Raw genomic sequence first — 16,299 nt, 5'->3', positions numbered from 1 at the left:
CCATGGATCTTTCGACTTTGATGCCGCAGCAGCTGCAGATTGTCAAAACGCTCGACCGTCCGCTGTTTGTCTCGGCGGGCGCCGGTTCGGGCAAGACCTTTACCCTTACGCGCCGCATCGTCTACGCGCTCTCTCCCGAATCCGGTCCGTTCGTTGAGCATCTGGACCAGGTGCTCGCCATTACCTTTACCAAAGATGCCGCGGCCGAGATCCGTGACCGCGTGCGCCGTGCGCTTATCGACGAGGGCATGGACGAGGAGGCCCTGACCGTCGACGATGCGTGGATCTCGACCATTCACGGCATGTGCTCGCGTATCCTGCGCGCACACGCGTTGGAGCTGGGCATCGACCCCGAGTTCACGGTGCTCACCGATACCGACGAGCTCATGGACCAGGCTGTTGAGCATGTGCTGGCCCGCGCGACGGCACCCGATGCCGCCCCCGAGCTCGCCGCATCGCTCAAGGCCCTCTATGCCTGGTATCCCATGGCGGGCGAGGGCGGTCCCTTTGGCGCCGGCACTACCATCAAGGGCCTGGTGCGCGAGCTGCTGGAGCTCTCGAGCCAGCTGCCGGGCGGCATGGACGACGTGAGCGTGGCGCCCGGCCAGGCCGACACCTCGGCGCTTGCCGATGCCTATCGCTCAGCACTGGGTGCGAGCAAGGCCGCGACCGAGAAGGCACAGGTGGCGCTCGATGCCATCGATGCATTCGAGGCCAGCGGCAAGACCATGACCGATGCGGCGCGACTCATGATGTCGTGCACCATGCCGCGCGCGAGCAAGGCATTCCCTAAGGAGCAAGTCGAGCTGCTCAAGGCCGAGGCCGCCGATGCATTTATCAATATCGTGCTGGCCTGCGGTGGTCCCGCGCTCGATGCACTGGTGGGCTTGGCCCGCTCTGTAGAGGCTGAGTATCGCGCGCTGAAAGCTGCCCAGTCCGCCCTCGATAATAACGACCTGCTGCGCATGGCCTACGAGGCCCTGCGCGATTACCCGGCCATCCGAGCGGCATACGAGGGCCGCTTTAAGATGGTCATGATTGACGAGTTCCAGGATACCGACCAGATGCAGGTCGATCTAATCCGCTACCTGACGGGTGCGGGGGAGCGCGCGCTGTGTACCGTGGGCGATGCGCAGCAGTCGATCTATCGCTTCCGCGGCGCCGAGGTCGAGGTATTCCGTCGCCAGGAGCGCAAGGTGGGCTCGTCTGCCGCGCCCGAGGCGACTGCCGTGACCGACACCCCCGCCGGCGAGCTCGTCAAGCTCGTGCGCAACTTCCGCAGCCATGACGAGGTACTGCGTTACGTGGCACGCGTCTTCGACGGCGATGACGGCGGCCTGATGCAGGGCTTTTTGGACCTTGAGGCGAGCGACGGCCGCAAGGACACGCTGGTGGCAGATGCCTCGCGTCGCCAGGCCCTCTTTGTTGCCGGCGGCAGTACGCAGGAGCGCACACAGGCCAAGGCCCGTGCGATCGCCGAGCGCTTCCGCGCGCTTGCCGATGCCGGCCAGCCCCAGGGCGGCATGGTGCTGCTGCTGGGCCGCATGACCAACGCGGGCGTCTACGCCCAGGCCTTCCGCGACCAAGGGCTCGACTGCGTCATCGCGGGCGGCTCGGTCTTTGCCCAGGCAGCCGAGGTGCAGACGGTGCGTGCCCTGGTCTGCGCGCTCGCCAATCCGGCCGATACGGCGCAGGGTCTTATGCCGCTGCTGGCCTCGCCGATGTTTGCACTCGGCGCCCAGGAGTTCCTGGCGCTGGCGACCAAACTCGACGATCAGACGGGCGAGACGTCGCGCCGCAACATCGATGCGGGCATCATGAGCGATTCCGATGTGCCGGGTTTGCAAGACTTGCCGCTTGTGACGCGCGCCCGCGAGGTGCTGCGGTATGCGCTTCGTCGCGTGGGCCGCGATTCGTTCGCCGCCATCGCGCGCGACGTGGTCAACGCCTCCGGCTGGTTTGTGCGTCTGGCGCAGCGTGGTCCCGAGGGCAAGGCCATTGCCGCCAACGTGCTCAAGGCGCTCGACGCCGTGGCTGAGGCTGAGGCCGAGTTCGGCAACTCGCCGCGTTCCATCGCGCTGGCCTTCGACCGCTTCTTGGCGGGCAAGGAAGCCCCGGGTGCCCTCAACGAGGAAGGCGACGGCGCGGTGCGCATCATGACGGTGCATGCCTCCAAGGGTCTGGAATATCCGGTCGTGGCGGTCGCCGAGTGCTTTGGCGTGCGTAAGTCCTCGGGTGCGGCACAGATGGGTCGCGTCGAGGGCGGAGCGCAGGTCGTGGCACTGCCGGCACGCTTCGACGGCGTTAAGCTTGCCGACGGTACCTTTGTGAAGGGCGACGACGTCAAAAAGCAGTTTGAGCACGCGTTTAAGGGCAAGGGCACGTCGCTGTGGCTGCCGCCGGAGCTCATGGAGGACGTCTGTGCGACGGGTTCTCCCGCCGAGGCATTTGCTCGCCTGCGCAACGACGACCTGCAGCTTTCGCTCGAGGAGCGGGCTCGTCTGCTCTATGTCGCCATGACGCGTGCGCGCGAGCTGGTGATCTTGGCGATGGATGCCGGCGTGAGCCGTGGCAAGGTGACGGCGCCGACCTTCGATGTCGAGACGGATCTGACCTACGATGTCCTGCGCCGCATTCTGCCGACGGACGCTCTGGACATGCCGCAGCTCGATGCCGACCGCCTGGTGTTCGACAACTCCCAACCGGGCGACTACGAGCTCATTTCGCTTTCGGACTTTACCTTTGGCGAGCAGGCGTTTGAGGCCAACGCTTCGCTGGATGTCGAGGGCAGGCTTGTTCGTGGCGATGCCGATACAGATGCTGCCGACGATTCGGCCAGTACAATCGTCCCCGGTCCTGCCGACCCCAAGCCCGATTCGTTTGAGCTTGTGTATCCCCAGGCAGTGGGCGTGCGCATGGGCATCTGTCCGTTCCCGGCGCGTGACTCGTATAGCTACTCGTCAATCGCCGCGGCGCTCCATGCCGAGACGGAAGACCGTGCCGCCGAGGCTCGTGTTCCCATGGACGAGTCCGGCGATGATGCAGAGTCGGATGGCTCGGAAATAACCGATGCAGACGTGGCTGCTGTCGAGCCTGTCGGCAATCCCATGGCGCTGGGCTCGGCCTTCCACGCCGCCTGCCAGTGGCTCATCGAGATGGGTGCCGATGCGCTGCCTGCTGAGCGTGCCGACGCCCTGGCTCGCCTGTGGTGCCTGACGCCGGAGCAGCGCGAACGCTTCGATGTTGCCCTGGACCGCTGGCTCAAGTCGGCTGTTCGTGCCGACCTGCTCGCGTGGCCGTGCGTTCACGCCGAGGTGCCGTTCTTTTCACTGGGCTGCGAGGACGAGGACATCGCTCGCTACGGTGCCTATGCCGAAGGCGCCATCGACGCTTTGGCGACGAACCCGGCGGATTCGTCACGCGCGCTGGTCATCGACTACAAGACGGGCGGCACACCGGACGAGACGCCGGACCAGCTGCTCGAGAAGCACGCCCTGCAGGCGCGCGTTTACGCCGACGTGTTGCACAAGGCGGGCTTTGAGACGGTGACGGTCAAGTTCGTCCGCGTGGAGCAGCCGGATCCAGCCATCTTCGTCGAACCCGCCGAACCTCAAGTAGTCACCTACAATCTCTAGTCCTCAGATAACTTGCGGTGGAATACGGGCTGTTTTGGCCAAAAAAGCCGCCAAACAGTCCGCATTTCACCGCAACTGCAAGAGGAGCCGTGTTGGTTTGGCTAGGTTCGGGTGCTGTCCGTGCCGTGCGGTAAAATCGTTCAGTCAGAACACGAACCCGCATCGGAGCTCATCATATGGCATTCGTCCATCTGCACAATCACACTGTTTTCTCCATGCTCGACGGCGCAACCCGTATCCAGGATATGGTCAATCGTGCCGTTGAACTTGGCATGCCCGCCGTGGCCATTACCGACCACGGCTACATGTATGGCGTGCCCGACCTGGCGCTGGCCTGCGACGCCGTCAATCACAACACGCCCGAGTACAAAACCTGGAGCCACGACAAGGCCTTCTTGGAAAAGGACCGCCGCGACGAGCTGGTGGAGCCCGATCCTGAGTCAAACCCGCGCGAGCATGCCCAGTATGTGAAGGACATGGCCATGTGGGACGAGAAGGGCAACATCGACGAGCTCAAGCCGCCCCTGGTCATTAAGCCCATCTTTGGCTGCGAGGTTTACTTTACGCCGGACGAGACGCTCGCCCGCGACCACAAGCCCGAGCTCTACCACATGATCCTTCTGGCCAAGGACCAGGAGGGCTACGTCAACCTGATGCAGACGGTTTCCGAGGCCGCCGTGCAGGGCTTTTACTACAAGCCGCGTGTAACGCTCGACAACCTGCGCCGCCATGCCAAGGGCATGATCTGCACCAGCGCCTGCATCGCGGGCATCATTCCTAAATACATCGACCGCGGTGACATGGAGGGCGCCATCAAGTGGGCCGAGACCTTCCGCGACACCTTCGACCCCGGTGACTTTTACATCGAGATCCAGGAACACGGCATTACCACCGATAACGGCCTGACCGACGAGCAGATGGACCGCACGCTCATCGACATCGCCAAACAGGTGGGCGTCAAGGTCATCGCCACCAACGACTTCCACTACCTGCGCCGCGAGGACGCGCCCGTGCAGGACGTCATCATGTGCATTGGCATGAACGCCAAGGTCGACGACCCCAACCGCATGCGCATGACCGGCTCGGAGTTTTATATGAAGACCGAGGAGGAGATGCGGGCGATGTTCCCGTATTGCCCCGAGGCCTGCGACAACACGCTCGAGATCGCCGACAAGTGCTACGTGGAGCTGGACTGGGACTCCATCATCCTGCCGCGCTTCCCGTTGCTCGATCCCGGCGAGACGCACGAGAGCCAGTTCCGCCGCGAGTGCGAGAAGGGCCTGCGCCAGCACTACGGCGACGACTGGGCCACGCGCGAGATCGGCGGCGTCAACATCAAAGAGCGCTTTGAGTACGAATACAAGGTCATCTGCGACAAGGGCTTTGCCGCCTACTTCTTGATCGTTGCCGAGTACGTGCAATGGGCCAAGGACAATGGCATCGGCGTCGGCCCCGGCCGTGGCTCGGCCGCCGGCGCTATCGTCGCCTACGCCATGAACATCACCGCGTTCGACCCGCTCGAGAACGGCCTGATGTTCGAGAGGTTCCTGTCCCCGCAGCGTACCGAGATGCCCGATATCGATATGGACTTCGACGATGAGCGGCGCCTCGAGGTCGTGGAGCACGTTCGCCAGCTCTACGGCCCCGAGAAGGTCACCCACGTCATCACCTACTCGACCATTAAGGCCAAGCAGGCCATCAACGATGCCGCGCGCGTCCTGGACTACCCGGTCTACATGGGCCAGCGCCTGTCCAAGATGGTCTCGAGCGACCCCAAGGTCAAGCTCAAGCAGGTGCTCGAAAAACAACCCGGCAAAGAGGATCTGTTTAACCCCGACTTTGCCGAGGCCTATAAAAAGGACGACGACGCCCGCCGCATCATCGACACGGCGCTCTCGATTGAGGGCCTCACCCGTGGCGAGGGCGTGCACGCGTGCGCTGTTCTGATCTGCCGCGACCCCGTCAACGAGCATGTGCCCACCAAGCTCGACACCAAGGGCGGCGTCGAGATTACCCAGTACGAGGGCCATACCGTTGCCGACATGGGCCTGCTCAAGATGGACTTCCTGGGCCTGCGCACGCTGACGGTTATCTCCAAGGCCAAGGCAAACATCAAAAAGAACTTCGGCATCGACATCAAAGAGGAAGAGATTCCCTTTGACGATCCCGAGATCTTTAAGCTCATGGGCTCCGGCCACACCGCCGGCGTCTTCCAGGTCGAGTCCGCCGGCATGACGGCCACGATCAAGAACATGAAGCCCACCGAGTACAAGCACGTCGTGGCATTGATCGCCCTGTACCGCCCGGGCCCGCTGGGCGCCGGCATGGTTTCGTCCTACATCAACCGTATGAACGGCAAGGAGCCGGCCGTCTCCTACGACGACCGTCTGGACGACATCCTGGGCGAAACCTACGGCACCATGGTCTACCAGGAGCAGGTTATGCTCATCTCCGTCGAGATGTGCGGCTTCTCCAAGGGCGAATCGGACTCGCGTATCCGTAAGCCCGTGGCTAAGAAAAAGATTAAGCTGCTCACGTCGACGGTGCTCCACTGGGAGGATGGCTCGGACGAGACCACTTACGACCACTGGATGAATGGCGCTATCAAGAACAACTACACGCGCGAGGTCGCCCAGAAGATTTGGGACGATGTCCTTGAGTTCGCGTCCTACGCCTTCAATAAGTCGCACTCCGCCGGTTACGCCATCCTGGTTATGCAGACGGCATGGCTCAAGGCGCACTATCCGCATGAGTACATGGCGGCCGTTCTGACGTCCTATACGGGTAAGACCGACAAGATCGTGCACTACGTCTCGGCGTGCCGTCACGACGGCATCCCCGTGCTGTCGCCAGATGTCAACGAGTCCGGTACCGAGTTCACGGCTACCAAGGAAGGCGTGCGCTTTGGTCTGGCCGGTATCCGCGGCGTGGGCACCGGCGTGGCGCAGGCGATTATCGCCGAGCGCGAGGCGGGCGGTCCGTTTAAGACGCTGCACGACTTTGTCGAGCGTGTGGACTCGAGCCAGGCCAACCGTCGCGTGATCGAATCGCTGATCAAGGCAGGCGCCTTCGACTCCACGGGGTATCCACGTCGCCAGATGATGCACTTTGTGGACAAGAACAACCCCGAGAACATCATCGATGCCGCGGTAAAGCGCCAGAAGGACCGCGCGAGCGGCCAGACGTCGTTCTTCGATATGTTTGGCGACGTTGAGGGCTCGGGCTTTGAGGTGAGCGTGCCCGATCCGGATGGCCAGGAATGGGACCGCCACCTTAAGCTGAGTCAGGAGAAGGAGGTTCTGGGCATCTACGTCTCGGACCACCCGCTGCGTCCGTTTGAGTATGCACTAGCCAAGGCGCGCGACTTTTCGTTCTCGCAGATCGACACCGGCTATGAGGTGCAAAACCCCACGGGTGGCACCATCAACCAGGAGATTCCCGAGGGTAAGGCGCTGTGGTGGGCCGGCATGGTCTCGAGCGTGTCCAAGCGCGTGACCAAAAACGGCGACCCCATGGGCATCGTGCAGCTCGAAGACATGGAAGGCGAGGCCACGGTCGTGGTGTTCCCCAAGACCTACAAGGAGGCCGAGGGGTACCTGTACGGCGAGGTCGATCCCGAGACCGGCGCGCAGCTGTCCGACGCGTTTGTGCGCATTAAGGGCAAGCTCGAGCGCTCGGACCGCGGCGACCAGATCATCGCGCAGGAGATTGTGCCGCTGGAGCTTAGCGAGGAGAAAAACAAGCCCAAGGTCTTTGAGGTCATGGTGCCCAACAGCCGCTTTAGCCAGGGCAATATGGCGCGCCTGGCCACGGTGCTCACTACCAACCCGGGCGGCGACCGCGTGGAGATCTTTATTGAGCAGGTGGACGGGCGCGTGCTGCGCGCTGAGGTGCCGGCCAAGGTCAATGCACGCTCGATTCCGCTGCTGGCAGAGGCAAAGGCCATCGTCGGCAACCAAGGCCGCGTGACGGTTATCTAAGCTACCCCGGGTGAGATTGGAGGAAGTGATGGCGCAGGGGACGTTTGTGCAGGCGCTTCGTAAAGAGGCGGCGTTGAGCGGCACCTTTATGAAGGGGCGTTCGCTCATGCTCAACGGCGCCGTGCTGTCGATTGAGGACAGCGGCTCGCGCTTCTCCAAAAACGTGACGGTTGAGGGCTCGGTGCGCGGTTCGCGCGGCGACCTGTACAAGACGCACGTGGCGCTCGACATGGACGAGCACGAGGTGATCGACTACGACTGCGATTGCCCCGCCGCCTATCGTTACCCCGGTATGTGCAAGCACGCTATTGCCACGGCTCTGGCGTATTTGGATGCCAGCGGCGCCGAGCCCGTCGAAGGTTTGCGCACGCCGGTCCGCACGTTTACGGCGCAGCCGAAACAGCCCGTGCGCACCGCGCTCAAAGCGCCGGCCGTCAATCCCAACTTTCCCTTTCCGGCGCCCGTCCCCACGAGTCCCAGCCTCATGGCGGCGCTCTCCGATCTTTCGGACGCGCGCATGGATGAGCTGGCGAGCATGCGCCGCAAGCTCGCCAGCAGTGTGGATCCCGATGCCCCCAAGGCGGTGTTGGAGCCCTCGTTGGTGCCGTACTACAATCCACTGTTTGCCGACCGCTTTAGCTGGGCGCTCGAGTTTCGCATTCGCTGCGGTTCGGTGTCCTACGTGGTTAAGGATATCGACGGCATGGCCGATGCCTATGTGCGTGGTGGTACGTTCTCCTATGGCAAGAAGCTTACGTTTGCCCATGTACCCGAGGCTTTCGATGACGTGTCGACAAAGCTGCTCGACTTTGTCGCAATGACGGTCGCCTACCTGAGCGACATCACGAGTTCGCGCTCGGCATCGTATGACTTTGCTCGCAGCGGCTTTGTTGCCGAGCGTCAGTTGCCGGTATCCGAGTATTCCATCGTGTCCGTGCTGGACCTGCTGCGCGGCAGGACCATGTCCTTTGAGCCTGCTTGGTCGCGGGGGACGACGACGCATCGCTCCTACGAGGTGGCGGTCGAGCCGTCGCCGCAGGGGGAGGGCGAAGTCCCGGCTAAGCGCCCGCCGCTCCTTGCCGCCAAGATTGCACCGGCGGCGGGAGGCAGCTACGACTTGCGCCTGCCGGCCGATACGTACTGCTTTGTCGCAGGTGACGCAGCCTATCTGGTCGATACGCGCCGCGCGCGCCGTACCGACGCGGCGTTTGCCCAACATGCGGCGCCGTTCCTATCGCACTTGTTGCCCTGCCGCACGCCGGTCCATATCGCTGCCGACCAGGTGGGTGAGTTCTGCCGCATGGCGCTGCCCATCTTGCGCGACTACACCGACCTGACCGCTCCCGCCGTACTTGACGCCGTGGCGCCAGAGCCGAGTTTTGCCATGGCGATTGGCGTCGACGATGGTCTTGTGACCTGCAAGATTACGGTGGCCTACGGCGATTGGTCGGCAGATCTCTTTGGTCTTGGTGCTCCGGGCAGTCCTTTCGAAGAGCAACGCCCCGGCGTTCCGCCGCGCGACGAGATAGCAGAGTTTTGCGTTATGGATACGGCGGCCCTGTATTTCGACTTTTACGAGGGCGGCCTGGCGTTTGAGGAACGCGATGACGAGAGCCTGTTCCACTTGCTGACCGAGGGCCTGTCTGCCCTGTCCGAGCTGGGCGAGGTCATGCTCAGTGACCGCCTACGCCAGATCTCGGTCCGCCCTGCGCCCAAGCTTTCGGTGCGCGCGACCGTCAAGAGCAGCCTGCTCGATGTCGAACTGGGCGCGAGCGGTCTTTCGGCGGCAGATCTTGCCATCTACCTCGACTCCTACAAGCGTCACCAGACGTTTGCGCGTCTCACGTCGGGCGACATCGTACGCCTGGACGAGGGTGCCCGCGCCGCGTTTGGTCTTGCCGAGGACCTGGGGGTCGATGCTGTCGACCTGCTCGACGGCGTGTCGCTTCCCGCGTCGAGTACCCTGTTTGTCGACAGCATGCTTGCGCGCACGCCCGCGCTCGAAGCCGATCGCGACGCTGCGTTCCGTCGCACCGTCGAGCGCTTGGATACGCTCGGCAAGATGGACTTTACGGTGCCGGTCTCGCTCAAGGCCACACTGCGCGGCTATCAGGTCGACGGCTACCAGTGGCTCGGCTCGCTTGAGCATCTGGGCCTCGGCGGTATCTTGGCCGACGATATGGGCTTGGGCAAAACACTGCAGATGATCGCGCATATCCTGGCGCGCGTGGAGGCGGGGGATGCCAAGCCCACGCTCGTGGTGTGCCCTGCGTCGCTCGTGTATAACTGGACCGCCGAGCTGGAGCGCTTTGCGCCTTCGCTCGACGTGTGCACTATCGTGGGCGCCAAGGCGCAGCGCCGCGTGCAGATAGCCGGCGCTGACGAGCATAACGTGGTTGTAACGTCGTATGACCTCATGCGGCGCGATATCGACGAGTATGCCGAGCAGGACTTTGCCCGCGTGGTGCTCGACGAGGCCCAGTACATTAAAAACCCGCTCACGCAGGTGGCGCACGCCGCCAAGCGTCTGCCTGCCGGCGTGCGCTTTGCCCTGACGGGCACGCCCATCGAAAACCGCTTGTCCGAGCTCTGGAGCATCTTCGACTTTTTGATGCCGGGCCTGCTTGGCTCGCGCGAGTCGTTTGCCAAGCGCTTCGAAAGCCCGGTCGAGCACGCCGAGGGTGACAGCGCCGCTCGCTTGCAAGCGCTCGTGTCGCCGTTTGTGCTGCGCCGCGTTAAGGAAGACGTGGTGGCCGACCTGCCCGAGAAGATCGAAGACACCGTCATGGCACAGCTCACCGGCGAGCAGCGCAAGCTCTACCTGGCCAACCAAGACCGTATCGCCCAGCAGGTGCAGCATCGCGAGGCATCCGAGTTTAAGAAAGACAAGCTCAAGGTGCTCGCCGAGCTCACCAAGCTGCGCCAGATCTGCTGCGACCCGCATCTACACTACGAGGACTACAAGGCAGGGAGCGCCAAGCTCGACGCTTGCATGGAGCTCGTGCACGGTGCGCTCGACGGCGGGCACCACATTCTGCTGTTCAGCCAGTTCACGGGCATGCTCGATATCATTGGCAAGCGCCTGGCCAAGGAGGACATCGGCTTTCTTAAGCTCACGGGCGCTTCGTCCAAGGAGAGCCGCGCCAAGATGGTCGCGCAGTTCCAGGCGGGCGAGGTGCCGGTGTTTCTGATCTCGCTCAAGGCGGGCGGCGTGGGCCTCAACCTGACGGCGGCCGACGTGGTCATCCACTACGACCCGTGGTGGAACGTGGCCGCGCAGGACCAGGCGACCGACCGCGCGCACCGTATTGGCCAGCAACATACCGTGACCGTGTACAAGCTCATCGCCAAGGACACGATCGAGGAGCGCATCATGCAGATGCAGGAGTCCAAGCGCGACCTGGTCAACAGCGTGCTCGGCGGCGACGGCATCTCCTCGGCGCTGTTTGCCCGCGAGGATGTTCTGGCGCTGCTCGGCGGCGACGGGCGTTAACCCGCTCGGGTGGGGCCGCCGGGGCGGATAGTACGCGCCGCCCCACCGTTCCCGCCCGTTATGTGTTCATTTGCCATGCCGTGGATGGTTCGCCTGCCTTTGGGCATAAGAACCATCGAGAACATCGGCACATCAGCAAAGGAGAACATCATGGCGAAATTCTTTAAGGACTCCGACGGCAAGCTCATTGCCGCCCTTGGCGACGGCGTTGCGACCCCTGCCGGCTGCACGGAGCTGACGGCAAACACCGAGGATGCGGCGCACGAGAAGCACGTGCCTGTTGTCGAGATCGAGCGCGACGGCCACGTTATTCGTGCGCGCGTGGGCTCGACGGAGCACCCCATGCTGCCCGAGCACTACATCGAGTGGATCGCGCTTGAGGCCGAGGGCCGCCTGGAGATCCATTACCTTGAGCCCGGCATGAAGCCCACGACGTTTTTCGCTGGCGGTTCCAAGGCCGGTACCGTCTATGCCTACTGCAACCTGCATGGGCTGTGGTCCGCGACGTTCTAGGAGCACGCCCCCGCTCGGGGTATCATAGCTAGCATATGCACATGCGAGCGCCGGCTGCATTATGCGGCCGGCGCTTTTACTACGACAACGACGATTTACGACGGAAAGGGCTGGGCCATGAAGCTCGCACTTGCACAGATCGATATGCGCCTGGGTGATATTGAGGGCATCTGCGGCCGCATCGAGGACCAGGCTCGCCTGGCTCATGAGCGCGGCGCGCGCATGCTGTGCGTTTCGGCTCCACTCTTTATGGGCGCCATGCCCGGTGGCCTGGTGGGCGCTGCCGATTTTGAGCACGATATGCTGACGGGTCTGACGGGCGTTGCCGAGCGCATCCAAGAGCTCGACATGATCTGCATCGTGCCCGCTGCGGTTTCGTTTGAGGGCCAGCCCTTGCTCGACTACATGATGCTCAAGGACGGTCATGTGGTGCCGGCGCGTTCGAGCATTGCCCTGCAGCGTGGCGAGAACAACGACACACGTTGGGCGCCGCCGGTGTTCGACGTGGACGGCGTGCGCATCGCCGTGATTTTTGACTTGGACCGCGAACTCGAGATGCTGCCGACCGGTGTTGACCTCATTGCGTATTTCCAATTCAACGCGTTTGACATGACCGACCGCGAGACTGCCGCCATTGCTGCCGTTCGCAGCGGCGCCTACCGCAAGATCGCGTCCAAGCGCAGCGTATGGTTTGCCTGCATGGCGCCGATCGGTGCCTATGACGAGTCGGTGTATACCGGCGGTTCGTTTGTGCTCGACGACTGCGGTCGCGTGGTGGCCCAGGCGCCGTGTTTTGAGGAGAGCCTGCTGGTTCAGGAGATTCAGCGCGGGGTGATGCTCGATGCCCTGGAGGACCATGAGCTGCCCCAGTTTCGCTCCGAGGAGTGGCTGTGGCAGGCGCTGGTGCTTGCCGTGCGCGACAATGCCCGCGCCCGCGGTGCGTCGCGTGCCGTGGTGGCGCTCGAGGGCGATTTGCCGTCGTCCCTGTTGGCGGCACTTGCCGTCGATGCCTTGGGTCCGCGTAATGTGATTGGCCTGGTGCTGGGGCGCAATCGCATCTTTACGCCGGCGCAGGAGGAGGCCGAGGCCGCCCGTTGTTCCGTTGTTCGCTCAATCGCCGAGCGCTTGCACATTCGCACTGTCGAGCGCGATGCGCCGGATGCGGCGCGCGTGCTCGATCGCGACGTGTCGGCGGGCGATGCCGAACGCCTGCGTTCGCGTGCGCTGGGCCTGATGCTCGAGGATACGGCGCTCGAGCTGGGCGCTATGGCGCTGAGCCCGCTTTCCAAGACCGAGTACGCGCTGGCGGCGCCCGCGCTTTGCGGTGGCTACCAGGGCGATTATGCGCCCTTTGGCGATGTGTATCTGTCGACGCTCGAGTTTGTGGCGCGCGTGCGCAACCGCGCCTCGGCCGTGGTGCCCCAAGAGCTCGTGACGCTCAACGCGGTAGAGGATTGCATGGATCGCGTGCTGGCGCAGGCGCTCTCGACGCTCGCCGGTCCGGTTGACATGCTCGATCGTGCGGCACAGCTGCTTGGCGGGCTTGAGCCGGGCGAGGTCGATGGTGCGCTTGAGTCGCACGTAGACCGCAATCGACCTTTCGACGACATCCCGATGGCCGCCGCCAAGCCCGAGGTCTGCTCGCTGCTGCTGATGCTCGTGCGCCAGGGCGAGGCCGCCCGCCGCATGTTGCCGATGGCGCCGATCGTCTCGGCCCGTTCGTTTGCCGAGCGTGCCTGGCCGTATATGCTCGCGTGGTCCGACCTGGGGCTTAACGGCAAGGAGCGTATGACGGTCGATTCGCTGGCGCGCGCCGAGGTGCGCCGTTTTGCTGACGAGGATACGAGCGAGCGCGTGCGAAACGAGATGATGGGCGTGCTGGGCGAGCTACTGGGTATTTCGCCCGAGCAAATGGAGGAGCTGCGCTCTGAGGACGGTCAGCGTCGTTTACACGAGGGAATGAAAAAGTTCGAGGGCGAGGTTCAGGACGCCATCGATAAGATGATGGGCGGCCAGGGTGGCCCGCAGGGTGGGCCCCAGGGTGGCCCGATGCCGCATCCGCCGGTTGATCCCCGACAATTTCCGTTCTTCTCTCAGAACTAGGTCGCTGCGCGCCCGCCAGAGCGGCAATCTGCCTTTCAATCGTCGGACATGACCGCCAGGTCAATGCCCTCCTCTTTCAAGGCACCTTGCTCGCTCTGGCGGGCGCTCGCTTGCGTATACTCAACCTACAATTCGATTTCGGCTGACTTATAGGGCTAGCGTTGTGTTATTCTAGAACAGACGTTCGTAAATAGTGCGCGGGGCCTTGCCTTGTGCTGTGCTTGTGACGAGGGGAGGTTGGCTTGGTTATCTTGGGCATTGACCCTGGTTTGGCCCATACGGGCTGGGGGATTATCGAGGAGCGGCGTGGCGAGGTTCGCTGCCGTGCCTACGGTTGTATCGAGACCAGCGCGGGCAGCCCGCTCGCTGTGCGCCTGTCGCATATCGCCCACGACCTCAAGGGCGTCGTCGAACGCTACCGTCCCGATACCGCGGCTATCGAGAGCATTTACTTTGGCGCTAACGTCCGCTCGGCCATCCCCACGGCGCATGCCCGCGGTGCCGCGCTCGTGGCGCTTTCGGAGTGCGCGCTCGAGATTGGCGAATACACGCCCATGCAGATTAAGCAGGCCGTGGTGGGCACGGGTGCCGCAGACAAGCGGCAGGTTGCCTACATGGTGCGCACGCTCACTCAGCTTGATCACGACCCACACCCAGACCATGCCGCCGATGCCCTGGCTTGCGCCATCTGTCACGTTAACCTTAGCCGTACCCGGGCGCTTACCGGCGGCGAGTTCTATCAACAGAGAGGAACCGGATACTGATGATCTCCCAGCTCCATGGAACGCTTGTCGAGGCCACGATGAGCTCGGCCGTCGTCGATGTATCGGGCGTGGGCTTTGAGCTCGGTATTTCGGGCAGCACTGCCGCCACGCTGCCTACGCCCGGCGGCGAGGTTCGCCTCTATACCCGTATGCAGGTGCGCGAGGACGCCATGACGCTCTTTGGCTTTGCCTCCAAGGACGAGCGCACGATGTTCGATCGGCTCGTTTCCGTCTCGGGCGTCGGTCCGCGTCTGGCACTTGCCGTGCTTTCCACCTATACCGTGGGACAGCTGTATTCCCTGGTGATGGCCGAGGACGACAAGGGCATGGCCAAGGTGCCCGGCGTGGGCAAAAAGACCGCCCAGCGCCTCATTCTGGAGCTCAAGAGTACCTTTGCCAAGGACAAGGGCTTTGTTCCGGTCGACGTAATCCCCGGTCAGGTTGCGATGCCGGTCCCCGCCGCCACTCCCTCGGCGATCGATGATGCCCGCGCGGCGCTCCTTTCCATGGGCTTTAGCCCGCAGGAGACCGAGGTTGCCCTGAGCGGGTATGATGGGCAGGATATGCGTGTCGAGGACCTGCTCGGCGCGGCGCTTAAGCGACTCGGAATGGATGCGTGATGTGGGAAGCCGATGACTCTCAGGACCTGTGGGCGACGCCCGGCAACTCGCCGGCGGCATCCATGGCGCACGGTGAGCGCATGGTGGGCTCGGAACTGACACCCGAAGACCTCGATGTCGACCGTACCCTGCGTCCCCAGCGCCTAGACGACTACTGCGGTCAGGAGCATATCAAACAGAGCCTGCGCGTGCTGATCGAGGCGGCGCAGAGCCGTGGCGAGACGCTCGATCACGTGATCTTCTCGGGTCCTCCGGGCCTGGGCAAGACCACGCTGGCTACCGTTATCGCCAACGAGCTGGGCGCTCAGATCAAGACGACGAGTGGTCCGGCTATCGCGCGTACCGGTGACTTGGCAGCCATCCTGACTAACCTGCAGCCGGGTGACGTGCTGTTTATCGACGAGATCCACCGTCTTAACCGTTCGGTCGAGGAAGTCCTGTATCCCGCTATGGAGGACTTTGCGCTCGACATCGTGATCGGTAAAGGCCCGGCCGCTCGCTCGATTCGCCTAGATATTCCCAAGTTTACGCTGGTGGCGGCAACGACCCGTTCGGGTATGCTGACCGGCCCGTTGCGCGACCGCTTTGGCATTTCGTATCGCCTGGACTACTACACGGTCGAGGAGCTTGCTCAGATCGTGACGCGCTCGGCGACCATCTTGGGCGTGACGATAGACCATCCGAGCGCGCTCGAGATCGGCTCGCGCTCGCGTGGCACGCCGCGCTTGGCCAACCGTCTGCTCAAGCGTGTGCGCGACTATGCGCAGGTGCGCGGCAACGGTCCTATTGAGCTTGATATTTGCCGTCAGGCGCTCGAGTTTTTCGAGATTGATGAGCTTGGTCTGGACTGGATGGATATTCGCATCTTGGAGACGCTTGCCAAGACGTTCTCCGGCCGTGCCGTGGGTCTGACGACCCTTGCCAGCGCGGTGGGCGAGGACCCGGGTACGCTCGAGGATGTTTATGAGCCCTATCTGCTGCAGTGCGGCTTGATGATTCGCACGCCCCAGGGTCGCCAGGCAACGCTTCGCACCTTTGAGCACTTGGGCATCGAGCCAGCCGTTTAGAGGCGGGTTTGTTTTGGCTGGTCTGTAGGCTATCGCTGAGCATTGGATAAGGCTCTGTTAGACCAGGATTGACATGCCGACCTGCCGGCTAACTCGCCGTCTCCCCGTCGGGCGCCGGCGTCTT

Annotated in this window: 8 protein-coding genes; all 8 read left to right on the top strand. The window is 63.3% G+C overall.

The genetic code is table 11. The features are described from left to right. Positions 1 to 2 precede the first annotated feature (2 nt). The 8 genes from AB5405_RS05790 to ruvB all read left to right on the top strand — a co-directional run bounded on the left by AB5405_RS05790 (position 3) and on the right by ruvB (position 16,175). Positions 3 to 3,635 (top strand): UvrD-helicase domain-containing protein, encoded by a 3,633-nt coding sequence (locus AB5405_RS05790; RefSeq protein ID WP_368137858.1) that lies wholly within the window; start codon positions 3 to 5, stop codon positions 3,633 to 3,635. A gap of 176 nt (positions 3,636 to 3,811) precedes the next feature. Next, positions 3,812 to 7,615: a DNA polymerase III subunit alpha gene (gene dnaE / locus AB5405_RS05785; protein ID WP_368137857.1), complete on the top strand. Its 3,804-nt coding sequence runs from the start codon at positions 3,812 to 3,814 to the stop codon at positions 7,613 to 7,615. Positions 7,616 to 7,643: 28 nt separating this feature from the next. After that, complete coding sequence (locus AB5405_RS05780) at positions 7,644 to 11,108, top strand: DEAD/DEAH box helicase (RefSeq protein ID WP_368137856.1); 3,465 nt, start codon at positions 7,644 to 7,646, stop codon at positions 11,106 to 11,108. Between the two features lie 150 nt (positions 11,109 to 11,258). After that, complete coding sequence (locus AB5405_RS05775; protein WP_368137855.1) at positions 11,259 to 11,621, top strand: desulfoferrodoxin family protein; 363 nt, start codon at positions 11,259 to 11,261, stop codon at positions 11,619 to 11,621. 117 nt (positions 11,622 to 11,738) lie between these two features. Continuing rightward, a complete protein-coding gene (locus tag AB5405_RS05770; RefSeq protein ID WP_368137854.1) occupies positions 11,739 to 13,724 on the top strand; it encodes an NAD(+) synthetase in 1,986 nt (661 codons plus the stop codon). A 242-nt stretch (positions 13,725 to 13,966) separates the two neighbouring features. Then, positions 13,967 to 14,488 (top strand): crossover junction endodeoxyribonuclease RuvC, encoded by a 522-nt coding sequence (gene ruvC, locus AB5405_RS05765; RefSeq protein WP_117639774.1) that lies wholly within the window; start codon positions 13,967 to 13,969, stop codon positions 14,486 to 14,488. Further along, entirely contained in the window at positions 14,488 to 15,108 is a 621-nt protein-coding gene (gene ruvA / locus AB5405_RS05760; protein ID WP_368137853.1) for a Holliday junction branch migration protein RuvA, read from the top strand. The genes ruvC and ruvA overlap by 1 nt, the downstream gene beginning before the upstream one ends. Next, positions 15,108 to 16,175: a Holliday junction branch migration DNA helicase RuvB gene (gene ruvB / locus AB5405_RS05755; protein WP_118079537.1), complete on the top strand. Its 1,068-nt coding sequence runs from the start codon at positions 15,108 to 15,110 to the stop codon at positions 16,173 to 16,175. Before ruvA ends, ruvB begins: the two co-directional genes overlap by 1 nt. Positions 16,176 to 16,299 lie beyond the last annotated feature (124 nt).

This window comes from Collinsella aerofaciens (assembly GCF_040920445.1).
GTDB lineage: Bacteria > Actinomycetota > Coriobacteriia > Coriobacteriales > Coriobacteriaceae > Collinsella > Collinsella aerofaciens_BH.
The sequence above is the reverse complement of the archived record's forward strand: the minus strand, read 5'-3'. Positions and strand labels throughout refer to the sequence as shown.